The 14634-nt window shown below is 56.2% G+C and carries 11 protein-coding genes; 6 read left to right on the top strand and 5 right to left on the bottom strand.

Annotated elements, in window-relative coordinates; genetic code table 11:
- Positions 1 to 24: 24 nt before the first annotated feature.
- The gene (locus PGR79_RS11345; protein WP_045395017.1) at positions 25 to 840 is read left to right on the top strand and encodes a Cof-type HAD-IIB family hydrolase; all 816 of its coding nucleotides are present in this window, start codon (positions 25 to 27) and stop codon (positions 838 to 840) included.
- A gap of 140 nt (positions 841 to 980) precedes the next feature.
- Positions 981 to 2246: a DUF1479 domain-containing protein gene (locus tag PGR79_RS11340; RefSeq protein ID WP_430921683.1), complete on the top strand. Its 1266-nt coding sequence runs from the start codon at positions 981 to 983 to the stop codon at positions 2244 to 2246.
- Here PGR79_RS11340 and PGR79_RS11335 read toward each other — a convergent pair.
- Positions 2243 to 3316, bottom strand: coding sequence for a LacI family DNA-binding transcriptional regulator (locus PGR79_RS11335; RefSeq protein WP_430921681.1), 1074 nt, complete (start codon positions 3314 to 3316; stop codon positions 2243 to 2245). The genes PGR79_RS11340 and PGR79_RS11335 overlap by 4 nt on opposite strands.
- 296 nt (positions 3317 to 3612) lie before the next feature.
- On the opposite strand from PGR79_RS11335, the gene PGR79_RS11330 reads away from it, so the two are divergent.
- Positions 3613 to 4914, top strand: a complete 1302-nt coding sequence (locus tag PGR79_RS11330; RefSeq protein ID WP_087860013.1) for an MFS transporter — start codon at positions 3613 to 3615, stop codon at positions 4912 to 4914.
- A 15-nt stretch (positions 4915 to 4929) separates the two neighbouring features.
- Entirely contained in the window at positions 4930 to 7293 is a 2364-nt protein-coding gene (locus PGR79_RS11325) for a TIM-barrel domain-containing protein (RefSeq protein WP_430917220.1), read from the top strand.
- 133 nt (positions 7294 to 7426) lie between these two features.
- Here the strand turns inward: PGR79_RS11325 and PGR79_RS11320 are convergent, their stop codons facing one another.
- Positions 7427 to 9019 carry an ABC-F family ATPase gene (locus tag PGR79_RS11320; protein WP_015367567.1) on the bottom strand — a complete coding sequence of 531 codons (1593 nt, stop codon included), beginning with the start codon at positions 9017 to 9019 and terminating at the stop codon, positions 7427 to 7429.
- A gap of 179 nt (positions 9020 to 9198) precedes the next feature.
- Between PGR79_RS11320 and PGR79_RS11315 the strand changes: the two genes are divergently transcribed.
- Together PGR79_RS11315 and ldtB are read left to right on the top strand one after the other, a co-directional pair.
- A complete protein-coding gene (locus tag PGR79_RS11315) occupies positions 9199 to 9981 on the top strand; it encodes a tyrosine-protein phosphatase (protein WP_047049100.1) in 783 nt (260 codons plus the stop codon).
- Between the two features lie 198 nt (positions 9982 to 10179).
- A complete protein-coding gene (ldtB, locus tag PGR79_RS11310) occupies positions 10180 to 11094 on the top strand; it encodes a L,D-transpeptidase (RefSeq protein WP_015367569.1) in 915 nt (304 codons plus the stop codon).
- A gap of 92 nt (positions 11095 to 11186) precedes the next feature.
- On the opposite strand, the gene PGR79_RS11305 is transcribed toward ldtB, so the two are convergent.
- The 3 genes from PGR79_RS11305 to PGR79_RS11295 form a co-directional block, all read right to left on the bottom strand.
- Positions 11187 to 11903, bottom strand: a complete 717-nt coding sequence (locus tag PGR79_RS11305) for a GntR family transcriptional regulator (protein ID WP_087860015.1) — start codon at positions 11901 to 11903, stop codon at positions 11187 to 11189.
- Positions 11904 to 11963: 60 nt separating this feature from the next.
- Positions 11964 to 13340 carry a glycoside hydrolase family 1 protein gene (locus PGR79_RS11300; RefSeq protein WP_113373915.1) on the bottom strand — a complete coding sequence of 459 codons (1377 nt, stop codon included), beginning with the start codon at positions 13338 to 13340 and terminating at the stop codon, positions 11964 to 11966.
- Positions 13341 to 13496: 156 nt separating this feature from the next.
- The gene (locus PGR79_RS11295) at positions 13497 to 14537 is read right to left on the bottom strand and encodes an aldo/keto reductase (protein WP_113373914.1); all 1041 of its coding nucleotides are present in this window, start codon (positions 14535 to 14537) and stop codon (positions 13497 to 13499) included.
- Between the last annotated feature and the right edge of the window lie 97 nt (positions 14538 to 14634).

The following is a 14634-nucleotide window of genomic DNA, read 5'->3' as shown; positions in this document are numbered from 1 at the left end:
GAAGTTAAGCCAGGAGCACCTCTTATGACCGTTAAAGTTATCGTCACCGATATGGACGGAACTTTTCTCAATGACGCCAAGCAGTATGACCGCCCGCGTTTCCTCGCGCAGTTTGCGCAGCTTAAACAGCAAGGTATTGAATTTGTTGTCGCCAGCGGCAACCAGTACTATCAGCTGATCTCATTTTTCCCGGAAATCCGCGAGCAGATTTCATTCGTCGCAGAAAACGGCGCTCTGGTTTACGAGCATGGCAAACAGTTGTTCCACGGTGAATTGACCCGTCACGAGTCGCAGGTAGTGATTGGCGAACTGCTGAAAGATCCGCAGCTCAACTTCGTCGCCTGCGGCCTGCAAAGCGCATACGTTAGCGATAAAGCGCCCGATGCCTTTGTTGAGCTGATGTCGAAGCACTACCATCGTCTGCAGCGGGTAAGCGATTACCATCGCATCGACGATACGCTATTCAAATTCTCCCTCAACCTGCCGGATAGCGATATCCCACAGCTTATCGATAAACTGCACGTCTCGCTCGACGGGATCATGAAGCCGGTCACCAGCGGCTTTGGCTTTGTCGATTTGATTATCCCCGGCCTGCATAAAGCCAACGGCATCAGCCGCCTGCTCAAACGCTGGAACCTTTCGCCGCAGCAGTGCGTAGCAATTGGCGACAGCGGCAATGACGCCGAAATGTTAAAACTGGTGAAATATGCTTTTGCTATGGCCAACGCTGCCGACAGCATCAAAGCCATCGCCGGTTTCACCACCGATGACAATAACCACGACGGCGCATTGAAGGTGATTCAGGCCGTTCTTGATAAGACCTCTCCTTTCAACGACTGATCCTGTACCGGGGCATCAAGCCCCGGCTTTTCCATTTTGTGCGCCGCTGCATGATTTTAAACTTGCATTAACTCTAATTTAACTTAAATTAACGTTTGTAAGATTTATTACTTTCGAATGAAAGATACAGCGAGGTGATTATGGCTGCTCTCCCTACCCACGAAACATTACCTGCCGACCACAAAGCGGCGATTCGCCAGATGAAACAGGCGCTACGGGCGCAAATCGGCGATGTCCAGGCGGTATTCGATAGACTCTCGGCGCGCATCAGCGAGCGCCTGGACGAGATTAATGCCCTGAAAGCCGCAGGTCAGGAAGTTTGGCCGGTAATCCCGTTTAGCGATATCGCCCAGGGTAAAGTGAGCGAGGCGCAGCGTGAGGCGATTAAGCGCCGCGGTTGCGCGGTTATCAAAGGCCACTACCCGCGCGAACAGGCGCTGGCCTGGGATAACGCGATGCTGGAATACCTGGATCTGAACCATTTCGACGACGTTTACAAAGGGCCCGGCGACAGCTTCTTCGGCTCGCTGGAGGCTTCGCGCCCGGAGATCTATCCGATCTACTGGTCGCCCTCGCAAATGCAGGCGCGCCAAAGCGATGAAATGGCGGCGGTACAATCCTTCCTTAACCGACTGTGGCGCTTTGAACAGGATGGCAAACGCTGGTTCGATCCGGATGTCAGCGTGATTTACCCTGACCGCATCCGCCGCCGCCCGCCGGGAACCACGTCAAAGGGGCTGGGCGCGCATACCGATTCCGGGGCGCTGGAGCGCTGGTTGCTTCCCGCCTATCAGCAGGTTTTCGCCAACGTCTTTAATGGCAATATCGACGCCTACGATCCGTGGGACGCGGCGCACCGTACCGAAGTGGAAGAGTACACCGTCGATAACACCACCAAATGTTCGGTCTTCCGCACTTTCCAGGGCTGGACGGCGCTGTCGGACATGATCCCCGGTCAAGGGCTGCTGCACGTGGTGCCGATCCCGGAGGCGATGGCTTACGTTCTGCTGCGTCCGCTGCTGGATGATGTGCCGGAAGATGAACTGTGCGGCGTCGCGCCGGGCAAGGTACTGCCGATCTCTGAGCAATGGCATCCATTGCTTATCAAAGCGTTAAGCTCGATTCCAGCGCTGAACGCCGGTGATTCCGTCTGGTGGCACTGCGATGTCATTCACTCGGTCGCGCCGGTGGAAAATCAACAGGGCTGGGGCAACGTCATGTACATCCCGGCCGCGCCGATGTGCGAGAAGAATCTCGCCTACGCGCAGAAGGTAAAAATCGCGCTGGAAAAAGGCGCTTCTCCCGGGGATTTCCCGCGCGAGGATTATGAATGCGACTGGCAGGCGCGCTTCACCGTTGCCGATCTTAACGAGCACGGCAAACGCGCATTGGGCATGAAGATCTAATCATCATACAGACCTTGCTGTTCTACGGCGGTATGGCTCTTGCCTGGCCGGATCCGCCGCACCGAATCGCGTACCACCAGGGCGCCGTGCAGTAGTAGCGAACCGTGCGGCGCTTCCGGGCGCAGCAGACGCTGCTGGAGAAGATGCACCGCCTCGCTGCCGAGCTCATCCCGCGGCACATGAATCGCCGTCAGCGGCACGTCCTGAATCGCCGCCAGATTAAAACCGTCGATACTCATCACCGAGACATCCTGCGGCACCCGCAGGCCTTGTTTTTGCAGCGCGCTGACGGTACCGGCGGCCATAAAATCGCCGCCCACCAGGAATGCCGTCGGCATCGGGCGCCCCTGTAAAGCATCGAGCCAGGCACCGACCTGCTCTTCCGTTTCTCTGGCGCTAAAATTAGCGACGCTAATCAGGTCACGGCTACCGGTAAATCGCAGGTTGCGCGCGCGCCACGCCTCCTTGATACCCACCAGCCGTAGCTCCATGGTATAGCGGCGCAAGCACATCACGTTCATTACCGCCTGATGGCCCATATCAAACAGATAACGAGCGGCGCACTGGCCAATCAGCCGATGGTCAGGCGCAATAGAAGGAAGCCGCATCCCTTCATCCCGGCAGTTAATTAATACGCAAGGTTTGCCAAGATCCGCCGCCAGCGCGTGGATATGCCGATCGTCAATACCCAGCAATACCGCCGCCTGGGTGTCGGTCTCGTTCATGCGGGCCAGAAACAGATTGGCGTCGCTGTCGTTTTCTTCCAGCGCGCAATAGCGCAGACGTACTTCATGCGGCGCCAGCGCGTTATTAATACTCTGGATGACGCGGTAGTAGAAAATATCTGAACGTTCGTCGAAGGCCCGCTGTGGCGCAAAAATCAGCAGGTTGTTGAGCAGTAGCCGCCCGGCGGCCAATCCCTGCATCACCCCAAGTTCACGGGCGCAGGCCAATACCGCCTGACGGGCCTTTTCGCTGGTATTCGCTTTTCCGGCTAACACACGCGAAACCGTACTGGCCGACAGCCCGGTGCGGGCGGCAATTTCCGCGACTCGCAGCTTTTTATCCATTCTGTGATCCAGCTCCAATTCAAAAATGAAAGAATTTTCATAGTCGCCAAACCCTGAACAACAAGCAAATACTCCGCCAAATTATGAGAACTACGTCATCTCATGAAAAATTTTGCATAAATAGCGCTACTGCCTGCCGACTTTCTCCCTTATTTTGAATTGGTCCAATATCTTCCATACTAGTTATACCAATAGATATTGAAATAAAAACAAATAATTCAAATGGTTAGAACTATTACGTGACGACCCAACGCCTGGATCGTCACTTCCCCCTACAACGTCTTGTGGAGAGTTCTATGAGTCAAGGCCTCAACAATGATATGGCAGTCAGCAAAACGCGCCGGGTAGTGAAAAACCTGCGCTGGTGGGTGCTGGTACTGTTTTTACTTGGCGTCACCGTCAACTACATCACACGTAACTCGCTGGGGATTATCGCCCCGGAACTGAAAGCCACACTCGGTATTACCACCGAGCAATATTCGTGGATCGTCGGCGCATTTCAGCTGGCTTATACCATCTTCCAACCGCTGTGCGGCTGGCTTATCGACGTCATCGGGCTCAAGCTAGGCTTTATGGTTTGCGCCACGCTGTGGGCGGTAGCCTGTATCGCGCACGCCGGCGCCGGCAGTTGGCTGCATCTGGCTATTTTGCGCTTCTTTATGGGTGGCGCGGAGGCGGCCGCCACCCCGGCTAACGCTAAAACCATCGGCGAGTGGTTCCCGAAATCCGAACGGCCGATTGCCGCCGGCTGGGCTGGCGTCGGCTTTTCTATCGGCGCGATGCTGGCGCCGCCTATCATCTACTTCGCCCACGCCTCCTTCGGCTGGCAGGGCGCGTTTATGTTTACCGGCGTGCTGGCGCTGCTATGGGTCGTGCTGTGGTGGGTGTTCTACCAGAGCCCGGAAAAACACCCGAATCTCAGCCAAGGCGAGCTGGAGTACATCAAGCAGGATAACGAAGCGCCGCCGGTGAAGCTGCCCTTTTTTACCGCGCTAAAAACCGTCTCGAAGAATAAACGTTTCTACGGTATCGCCATCCCCGCTTTTATGGCCGAGCCCGCCTGGGCGGTGCTGAGCTTCTGGGTGCCGCTGTACCTGGCGAAAGAGCACGGTATGGATCTTAAACAGATAGCGATGTTCGCCTGGCTGCCGTTCCTCGCCGCCGACCTTGGCAGCGTGGTCAGCGGCTACCTCACCCGCCTGTACGTCCGTTGGTTCGGCTGTACGCGAGTCAACTCGGTCATCGCCAGTTCCGTTACCGGCGCGTTTCTGATGATCTCGCTGGCGCTGGTCGCTATTACCCGCGATCCCTATATCACCATCATCCTGATCTCCATTGGCGGTTTCGGCCACCAGATCATCTCCTGCATGCTCAGCGCGCTGGTGGTGGAGTCTTTCGACAAGGGACAAATGGCGACGGTCAACGGTATGCGCGGTTCCGCGGCATGGATCGCCAGCTTCCTGTTCTCATTATTAATCGGGGTGACCGCCGACAAAATCGGCTTCAACCCGCTGTTTATCGCCATGGGGTTCTTTGACCTGATTGGCGCCGTTTTCCTGGTGGTATTTATTGCTGAACGTCGCGCCAAGCGCGCCTGAGAGTGGATGTAAAATATGAAGACGTTGAAACACTGGAGTTTGCACCAACAGCTGGAGCATCACGTTGAATTGACCGTTGATGGTCAGCACACTTTGTGTCTGTACGTGCTGGAAGAGAATTTATTCCGCGTCCTGCTGAAGCGCCAGGGCCAACTGGCGCTGGATCGCACCTGGAGTATCGCCCCGCAGCAGGATGTGCCGTGGGAAGGCCGCGCGCGGGATGACCTCAGCGGTTTTAGCCTCCCGGCCTGGCAGATGACCAAAGAAGATGACGCGCTGACCATCGCCACCCGCCAGCTGCGCGTCACCGTCCACCAGCCGCTTTGGCTGGAGTGGAGCTATCGCGACGACGCCGGCGAGTGGCAGACGCTTGCCAATGACCGCCCAACCAGCGCCTATCTGGCAAATGCCCACGGGGATGGCGTCGCCCATTATCTCAGCCGTCGTAAAGATGAGCGTTTCTATGGTCTGGGTGAAAAGGCCGGCGACCTGCAGCGTAACGGTAAGCGCTACGAAATGCGTAACCTCGATGCCATGGGCTACAACGCCGTCAGCACAGACCCGCTGTATAAACATATTCCGTTTACCATCACGCAGCGCAGCGATATCAGCTACGGCCTGTTCTATGACAACCTGAGTAGCTGCTGGCTGGATCTAGGTAATGAAATCGACAACTACCACACCGCCTATCGCCGCTGGCAGGCGGAAGCCGGCGACATCGATTATTACCTGTTTACCGGTAAGCAGGTGCTGGATGTGACCAAGGCGTTCGTCCGTCTGACCGGTAAAACGCTGTTTGGGCCGAAATGGAGCCTCGGCTATAGCGGCTCGACGATGCACTATACCGACGCGCCGGATGCGCAAAATCAGCTGATGAACTTTATCCGCCTGTGCGAGCAGCATGCGATCCCCTGTGATTCGTTCCAGCTCTCTTCCGGCTATACCTCAATCAACGGCAAACGCTACGTCTTTAACTGGAACTACGACAAGGTGCCGCAGCCAAAAGTGATGAGCCAGTCGTTCCACGATGCCGGGCTGAAACTGGCTGCCAATATCAAACCGTGCCTGCTGCAGGATCACCCGCGCTATGGCGAAGTGGCGGAACGCGGCCTCTTTATTCGCGATTCGCAAACCGATGCTCCCGAACGTTCCAGCTTCTGGGACGATGAAGGTTCGCATCTCGACTTCACCAACCCGCACACCGTGACCTGGTGGCAAGAAGGCGTAACCACCCAGCTACTGGAGATGGGTATCGATTCGACCTGGAATGATAATAACGAGTATGAGGTATGGGACGGCGAAGCGCGTTGCTACGGCTTTGGCCGCGAAATCGCCATTAAGCATATTCGCCCGGTGATGCCGCTATTAATGATGCGCGCCTCGCTGGAAGCGCAGCAGCGTTTTGCGCCGCAAAAGCGCCCGTATCTGATCTCCCGCTCCGGCTGTGCCGGGATGCAGCGCTACGTACAGACCTGGAGCGGCGACAACCGCACCAACTGGGATACGCTGCGCTATAACACCCGTATGGGATTAGGGATGAGTCTTTCCGGGCTGTTTAACGTCGGCCATGACGTCGGCGGATTCTCCGGCGATAAACCCGAGCCAGAACTGTTCGTTCGCTGGGTGCAAAACGGCGTGATGCATCCGCGCTTTACCATTCACTCGTGGAATGACGACCAGACGGTCAATGAACCCTGGATGTACCCGGAAATCACCCCGGCGATCCGCTCTGCCATCGAGCTGCGCTACCGTCTGCTGCCCTATTTGTACACCCTGTTATGGCAGGCGCATGCCGATGACGAACCCATGTTGCGCCCGACCTTCCTCGATCACCAGCACGATACCCAGACCTTCGCCGAGTGTGATGACTTCATGCTGGGGCGCGATCTGCTGGTGGCAAGCGTAGTCGAGCCCGGCGCCCGTCAGCGCCAGCTGTGGCTGCCCGATAATCAGGACGGCTGGTACGATTTTTACAGCCACCAGTGGTTCGCCGGTGGTCAGTGGGTGACGCTGGACGCGCCGCTGGAAAAACTGCCGCTGCTGGTCCGCGCCGGCGCCGGTCTGCCGCTCAGTGAACGTATCAACCACGTCGATGCGCAAAAAGACGATCGTCGCGAACTGCAGTTGTTCCCGCTGAAAGGTACCGGCTCAACCCGCGGTCTGCTGTTTGAAGACGACGGCGAAAGCTGGGGCTATAAAGAAGGGGATGCGCTATGGCTAGAGTGGGAAATGACCTGCAGCGCCACTAGTGTAAACCTGAATATTAACGCTCGCGGCAACTATCGCCCGGCGTGGAAAGCGCTGAAGCTCTTATTACCAGCGGGAGAAAAACGCCAACTGCTGGTGAATGGCGTCGAAGGGACCGAGTGGAGACTCTGACCAAGTCCCGCTGAAACCGCCGGTATTGGTGGTCTCGAAATCCCCGGTGGCGCTACCGCTTACCGGGGCTACAGCACTATGCTGTTTGGTAGCCCGGGTAAGGCGTAGCCGCCACCCGGGTAACGGAGAGGGATTACTCGATACCTTTACTGCGCAGGTAATCTTCGTAGTTGCCGCTGAAATCGATGACGCGTTCTGGGGTGATCTCCAGTACGCGAGTCGCCAGCGAACTCACGAACTCACGGTCGTGAGAAACGAAAATCAGGGTGCCCTGATACATCTCCAGCGCCATGTTCAGCGATTCGATCGATTCCATATCCAGGTGGTTAGTCGGTTCATCCATCACCAGGATGTTCGGTTTCTGCATCATCAGCTTACCGAACAGCATGCGTCCTTTCTCGCCGCCGGAGAGGACTTTCGCCGGCTTTTTAATATCGTCCTGGCTAAACAACAGACGACCGAGGATACTGCGTACCGCCTGCTCGTCATCGCCTTCCTGTTTCCACTGGCTCATCCAGTCAAAGACCGTCAGGTCGTTCTCGAAATCTTCGGCATGATCCTGAGCGTAGTAGCCGATACGGGCGTTTTCCGACCACTTGACGGTACCGTTATCCGCTTCCAGTTCGCCGACCAGCGTTTTCAGCATCGTTGATTTCCCGACGCCGTTGGTCCCCAGTACCGCCAGCTTTTCGCCAACTTCCAGCAGCAGATTAACCCCTTTGAACAGCGGGCCGTTATCAAAGCCTTTCGCCAGCGCTTCCACTTCCAGCGCGTTACGGAACAGTTTCTTATCCTGCTCGAAGCGAATAAACGGGTTCTGACGGCTGGAGGCTTTCACTTCATCCAGCTTAATTTTATCAATCTGACGGGCACGGGAAGTCGCCTGACGCGATTTTGAAGCGTTGGCGCTAAAACGGCTAACAAAGGCCTGCAGGTCGGCAATTTGCGCTTTCTTCTTGGCGTTATCGGCCAGCAGACGCTCACGCGCCTGGGTCGCCGCGGTCATATACTCGTCATAGTTACCCGGATATACGCGCAGTTCGCCGTAATCGAGATCCGCCATATGAGTGCAGACCATGTTCAGGAAGTGACGGTCGTGCGAAATGATAATCATGGTGCTGTCACGTTCGTTCAGCACCTGCTCCAGCCAGCGAATGGTGTCGATGTCGAGGTTGTTCGTCGGTTCATCGAGCAGCAGGATATCCGGATTGGAGAACAGCGCCTGCGCCAGCAGGACACGCAGTTTCCAGCCCGGCGCGACTTCGCTCATCGGGCCGTAATGTTGCTCCACGGGAATACCGACGCCGAGCAGCAGTTCGCCGGCGCGCGCTTCGGCGGAGTAACCGTCCATCTCGCCGTATTTTACTTCCAGGTCGGCCACTTTATAGCCGTCTTCCTCGCTCATTTCCGGCAGCGCGTAGATGCGATCGCGCTCTTGCTTCACTTCCCACAGCTCGCCGTGGCCCATGATAACCGTATCCAGCACGGTGAACTCTTCGAAGGCGAACTGATCCTGGCGCAGCTTACCGATACGCTCGTTCGGGTCGAGCGAAACGTTGCCCAGCGTCGGCTCAAGATCGCCGCCGAGGATCTTCATAAACGTGGATTTGCCGCTGCCGTTGGCGCCAATCAGGCCGTAGCGGTTGCCGCCGCCAAATTTGACGGAGATGTTTTCAAACAGCGGCTTACTGCCAAACTGCATGGTGACGTTGCTGGATACTAGCACGAGGATATCCTGAAAATAGAGAATTAGGGATGTGATGAACCAGACATTATGCCAGCAAATGGTTCACTTTTCACGGGCTACGGTAAAAAGCCCGCCAATAACTATGCTATGGTCAGGGTTTTACCGCAAAATGACCGATTGCTAAGACATAATAATTATCCGCAATTCAGAGGGAATTTATGACCACCCGCACCAGCCATCCTGCATTTATCTCGCTTCAAGGCGGCATTAACTTTCGCGACCTCGGCGGTCAACGCGCGGCCGATGGCCGGCGCGTACGTTCTGGCAAACTGCTGCGCTCAGGCTCGCTGCACAACATGACGCCGGAGGATCTCAATCATCTCAGCGCCATTCCGCTGAGCCGGGTGCTGGATTATCGCGATCCGACGGAGGTCAATCGCAGCCCTGACCGGCTAAATAGCGAAGCCTTCTACCTCAACGCTCCGGCTAATCCGCTTTCCAGCAGCGTCAATGCGAAAGTCACCGAGTTTAACGCCGCGACCCTCAACACCATGGACGGCGAGCAGTTTATGCTACAGCTCTACCGCCAGTTGCCGTTTGATAACGCCGCCTATCGCCAGTTGACTCAGTGGTTGATGGAACCTTTCGACGGCGCTCTGCTGCAGCACTGCGCGGTTGGTAAAGACCGTACCGGCGTCGGCTGCGCCCTGACGCTGTTCGCGCTTGGCTGCGATAGCAATACGGTCATGGAAGAGTATCTGCTGACCCAGGGGATGCTGGCGCAGGTCGAAGGATTCCTGCTCGATACCTTCGGCGAAGGCCTTAACGATAATGGGCGTAAAAATCTCGCCGCCATCATGACCGTCCAGGAGTCGTATCTGGCGACCGCGTTGTCCAGCATTGAACAGCGTTACGGTCATGTCGACCGCTGGCTGGAACAGGAATATCGCCTGACGCCGCAGGCGCGCGAAGCGTTACAGTCGCGGCTGCTGGAAGATTAATCCACGTTTCGATAACCAGACGATTCGCCGTGAAAGCGGCGCGTTGCGCACTACACTAGTAGCAACAGGAAAAAATTGTGATTTCGTACACATCTGATTTACCTGTTTATCGGAAAGCACATATAATGCGCTCCCATCTACTATCTGAATATCTAACAAGGCCCGTGTGGCGTTGACACCGCGCACGACATGAAGAATATGAAATTATCGACACTCTTAGCGGCAGCCTTCGCCATCGTGGGCTTTTGCAACACAGCTTCAGCTGTTACCTATCCTCTGCCGACCGACGGCAGTCGTCTGATTGGCCAGAACCAGGTCATTACTATTCCAGACGATAATAAACAGCCGTTGGAATATTTCGCTGCCAAATATCAGATGGGTCTGTCCAACATGCTGGAAGCGAACCCGGGCGTGGATACCTACCTGCCGAAAGGCGGTACCGTGCTGAATATTCCGCAACAGCTGATTCTGCCGGACACCGTGCATGAAGGCATCGTTATCAACAGCGCCGAGATGCGTCTGTACTACTACCCGAAAGGCACTAATACCGTCATCGTACTGCCGATCGGTATCGGCCAGTTGGGTAAAGATACGCCGATCAACTGGACGACCAAAGTTGAGCGTAAGAAAGCGGGCCCGACCTGGACCCCGACGGCGAAAATGCACGCCGAATACGCCGCGGAAGGTAACCCGCTGCCGGCAGTCGTGCCAGCAGGCCCGGATAACCCGATGGGCCTGTACGCGCTGTATATCGGTCGTCTGTACGCCATCCACGGTACCAACGCCAACTTTGGTATCGGCCTGCGCGTGAGCCATGGCTGCGTGCGTCTGCGTAACGAAGACATCAAATTCCTGTTTGAGAACGTGCCGGTCGGCACCCGCGTGCAGTTTATCGATGAGCCGGTGAAAGCCACCACCGAACCGGATGGCAGCCGCTACGTCGAAGTACATAACCCGCTGTCGACCACCGAAGCGCAGTTCAAAGGCGGCGAAATCGTGCCTATCAGCCTGACTCAGGCCGTGCAGTCGGTGACCAGCCAGCCTGACGTTGACCAGAGCGTAATGGATCAGGCGATCCAGAACCGTTCAGGGATGCCGGTGCGCCTGAACTAAGTTCAGCAACCACATGAAAACGGCGGGCCTGGTGCCCGCCGTTTTTTTATCTGCATCTGCTAAGCGCAGCGCCAGCAGGGTAAATCTTCCGGCTAGCCGTTATTGACCAGAATGACCCCGCCATGATCGTAGCGGTAGCGGCAGTGCGCGTACTCCAGCGGCGTACCGTCTTCCAGATAAATCACCTGCTCAACCTCCAGCACCGGGTCGGTCGGCTCGCAGTTAAGATGTAATTTATCCAGCTCATCCGGCTTCATCGCCCGCACCACCCGATATGACCCCATCAGCTTCAGCCCCAGCGTCTCCTGCACATAACGAAACACCGAACTCTGCAGATGGCTTTTATTGAGTCCCGGCACCAGCGCTACTGGCATCACCGTTAAATCCAGCGAAACCGGCTCGCCGTTAAGCAACCGCAGGCGGACGAAGTCATACACCGGCGCATCGGCGTCGATCAGCAGCGAACTCTGCTCCTTCTCGCTGGGAAAACGCAGCTCAAAGCGCACGACTACGCTTTGTACTTCGCCAAGATGCTCCCAGGTTTTGGTGGCGCCGAAATAGTCGCTGCCGGGCAGTTCCCACTGCGATAGCTGGAGGAAATTTTTCCGCACAAAGGTACCCTGACCTTTGCGGGTGTAGATAAGACCCTCGACAATCAGCTGACGCATTGCCTGCTGGATGGTCATCCGGCTGGTATTGAACTCTGCCGCCAGCGCAAACTGGTCGGGTAACGGCGCGCTGGCAGGATACTGCTGGCTGATGATCCGCTTTTTTATTTCCCGCGCGATATTAAGATACTTCGCCGTCATTCTCCGATCCTTTACTATTTTGTGAAGGGCTGGCGGGCGGCATACACCGCCCGCGTGCCGTTACATCTCTTCGCCATTACTGTGAATCACCCGCTTCAGCCACGCGTAGCTTTTCTTCGGCACCCGCTTCAGATCCTTAAGATCGTGGTTTTCACGATTGACGTACACCACGCCGTAGCGTTTACGCATGTCGCCCTGCGAGCTAAGGATATCGATTAATCCCCAGCCGAGATAGCCTATCACCTGCGCCCCGTCTTCAAACATTGCCGCTTTCATGGCGTCAATGTGATCGCGGTGATAGGCAATACGATAATCATCAGCGACCGGATTTTCGCCATCCCAGGATTCAATTACCCCGATACCGTTTTCAATCGGGAAGACCGGCAGCCGCCAGTCGTTGTAATAGCGGGTAATGATCGTGCGGAATCCCAGCGGATCGATCTGCCAGTTCCATTCCGTCGCTTTCAGGTATGGATTGTCCTGATTACCGAACAACATATAGTTGTTCACCGCCGTACCTGGCGGAATCGCGTCGCTATTGAGCGTGCGGCTGGCGTAGTAGCTGAATGCCAGATAGTCGACCTTCACCCTCGCCATCAGCGCGATATCTTCAGGGCGATAGATATCATCAAAACCTTCACGGGCGACAAAATGCATCACCTCCGGACTATAGCCCTCGCCCGCGTACGCGCGCAGCAGGTTCTGGTTTAAAAACTCGTCCAGTTGCTGGGCGCACAGAATATCGCGCGGCTTACAGGTTGCCGGATAGACCAGCGCATGGGCCAGCATTCCGCCCATTAGACACTGTGGTTTGGCCTGATGCAGATAGTCGGTGAGATGAACGTGCGCCATCATCACGTGGTGCTGAATTTGGTAAAGCTCGCGCAGCGTTTTATCGCCACGCAGATAACCGGTGATAAGAAAAGCCTCCGGCGAATGGTAAAGATTCTGTTCGTTGAAGGTCAGCCAGTACTTCACCTTATCGCCGTAGCAGTCGATCATCTTCTGGCCATAGCGGATAAAGGCGTCCATTACCCGGCGGTCGGTAAAACCGTTGTAGCGCTCCGCCAGCGACAAGGGCATATCGAAGTGATAGAGGCAGATCATTGGTTCAATACCGCGGGCAATGAGCTCATCAATAAACTGATGGTAGAACGCAATCCCCTCTTCATTGAACTCGCCATCTCCCTGCGGGCAGACGCGGCTCCAGGCTATCTGGAAGCGATAGCAGTTCATGCCCAGATCCTGCATTAAATCAAAATCTTCGCGGAAGCGATGGTAGGAGTCGGTCGCTACCTTCCAGTCCGAGGCGAACTCCGACGGTTCACGGATATCGTATACCGACATCCCCTTCCCCCCCTCATTCCACGCCCCTTCGGTCTGCATGCTGGAGACCGAATTACCCCATAAAAAATTGGCCGGTAGTTTGTCTTTCATGGTTCGCCTCTGTATATGACTAGTCATTTAAATGTTATGACTAGTCATATACAAAAAAACCGCCGCCGAAGCAAAAGCAGGATCGTTTTCTGTGAGCCATACACACAAAAAAGATCGCCGCAAGCGGCGATCTTTATAAGCACGGAAAAAACGGCGTTACTGCGCGTCAAGCTGCTTACGGCGATATTCCCCCTGGCGCTCCAGCATCCAACCCGGATACTCGCGCGGCAGCGCGCTGACCGCGTCAAGCTGGCGTAACTCATCTTCACTCAGGCGAATAGCGGTGGCGGCAATGTTATCCTGCAACTGTTCGGCCCGTTTGGCGCCAATAATAACGCTGGTGACCGCCGGCTGATGCAGTAACCACGCCAGCGCAATCTGCGCCACCGACACCCCTTTCGCTTCGGCTATCGCCTGCATGACGTCGATGCAGTCAAAGGCGCGATCTTTATTCACCGGCGGGAAGTCGAACTCCAGGCGACGACCGCCCGCTTCCGCCTGCCCATCGCGGCGATATTTACCGCTCAGCAGTCCGCCCGCCAGCGGGCTCCAGACCATCAGGCCGAGACCTTCGCTTTGCATCATCGGCACCAGTTCGCGCTCCAGGTCACGCCCGGCAATCGTGTAGTAAGCCTGAAGAGAAGCAAAGCGCGAGAGCCCAAGGCGTTCCGCGATGCCCAGCGCTTTGGCGATTTGCCAGGCCGCCCAGTTAGAAACGCCGATGTAGCGCACGTGCCCCTGCTGCACCAGAGTGTCCAGCGCCGACAGCGTCTCTTCGATAGGCGTCGCCGGATCGAAACCGTGTAATTGGTAGAGATCGATATGATCGAGCTGCAGGCGGCGCAGGCTCTCTTTCACGCTGCCCATAATGTGGTAGCGGGAGCTGCCGCGCGAGTTCACCCCAGCGGTGCCGGTTTCGCCGAACACTTTGGTCGCCACCACCACGTTTTCACGCGGTATCTTCAGATTCTTTAACGCCTGGCCGGTTATCTCCTCCGAGCGTCCTTCTGAATAAACGTTGGCGGTATCGATGAAGTTGATGCCCGCATCCAGCGCGCTGCCCACCAGCTGTTCGGCTTCCGCCTGGCGAAGCTGGCCGATTTTCCCCCACATCCCCTCTTCGCCGCCGAAGGTCATGGTGCCAAGGCACAGCTCAGAGACAAACAGGCCGGTATTTCCCAGTTTTTGATAACGCATAGCAGTGTCCTCATTCGGATGATTAACGTCAGCCAGATAGTTATAGCCCGAGCGTCGTCATCGCGAATGGGGTGTTCCTGCCCGTTTCTTGCCCAAT

This window comes from Klebsiella sp. 141161 (assembly GCF_050600815.1).
Taxonomy (GTDB): domain Bacteria; phylum Pseudomonadota; class Gammaproteobacteria; order Enterobacterales; family Enterobacteriaceae; genus Klebsiella; species Klebsiella aerogenes.
The sequence above is the reverse complement of the archived record's forward strand: the minus strand, read 5'-3'. Positions and strand labels throughout refer to the sequence as shown.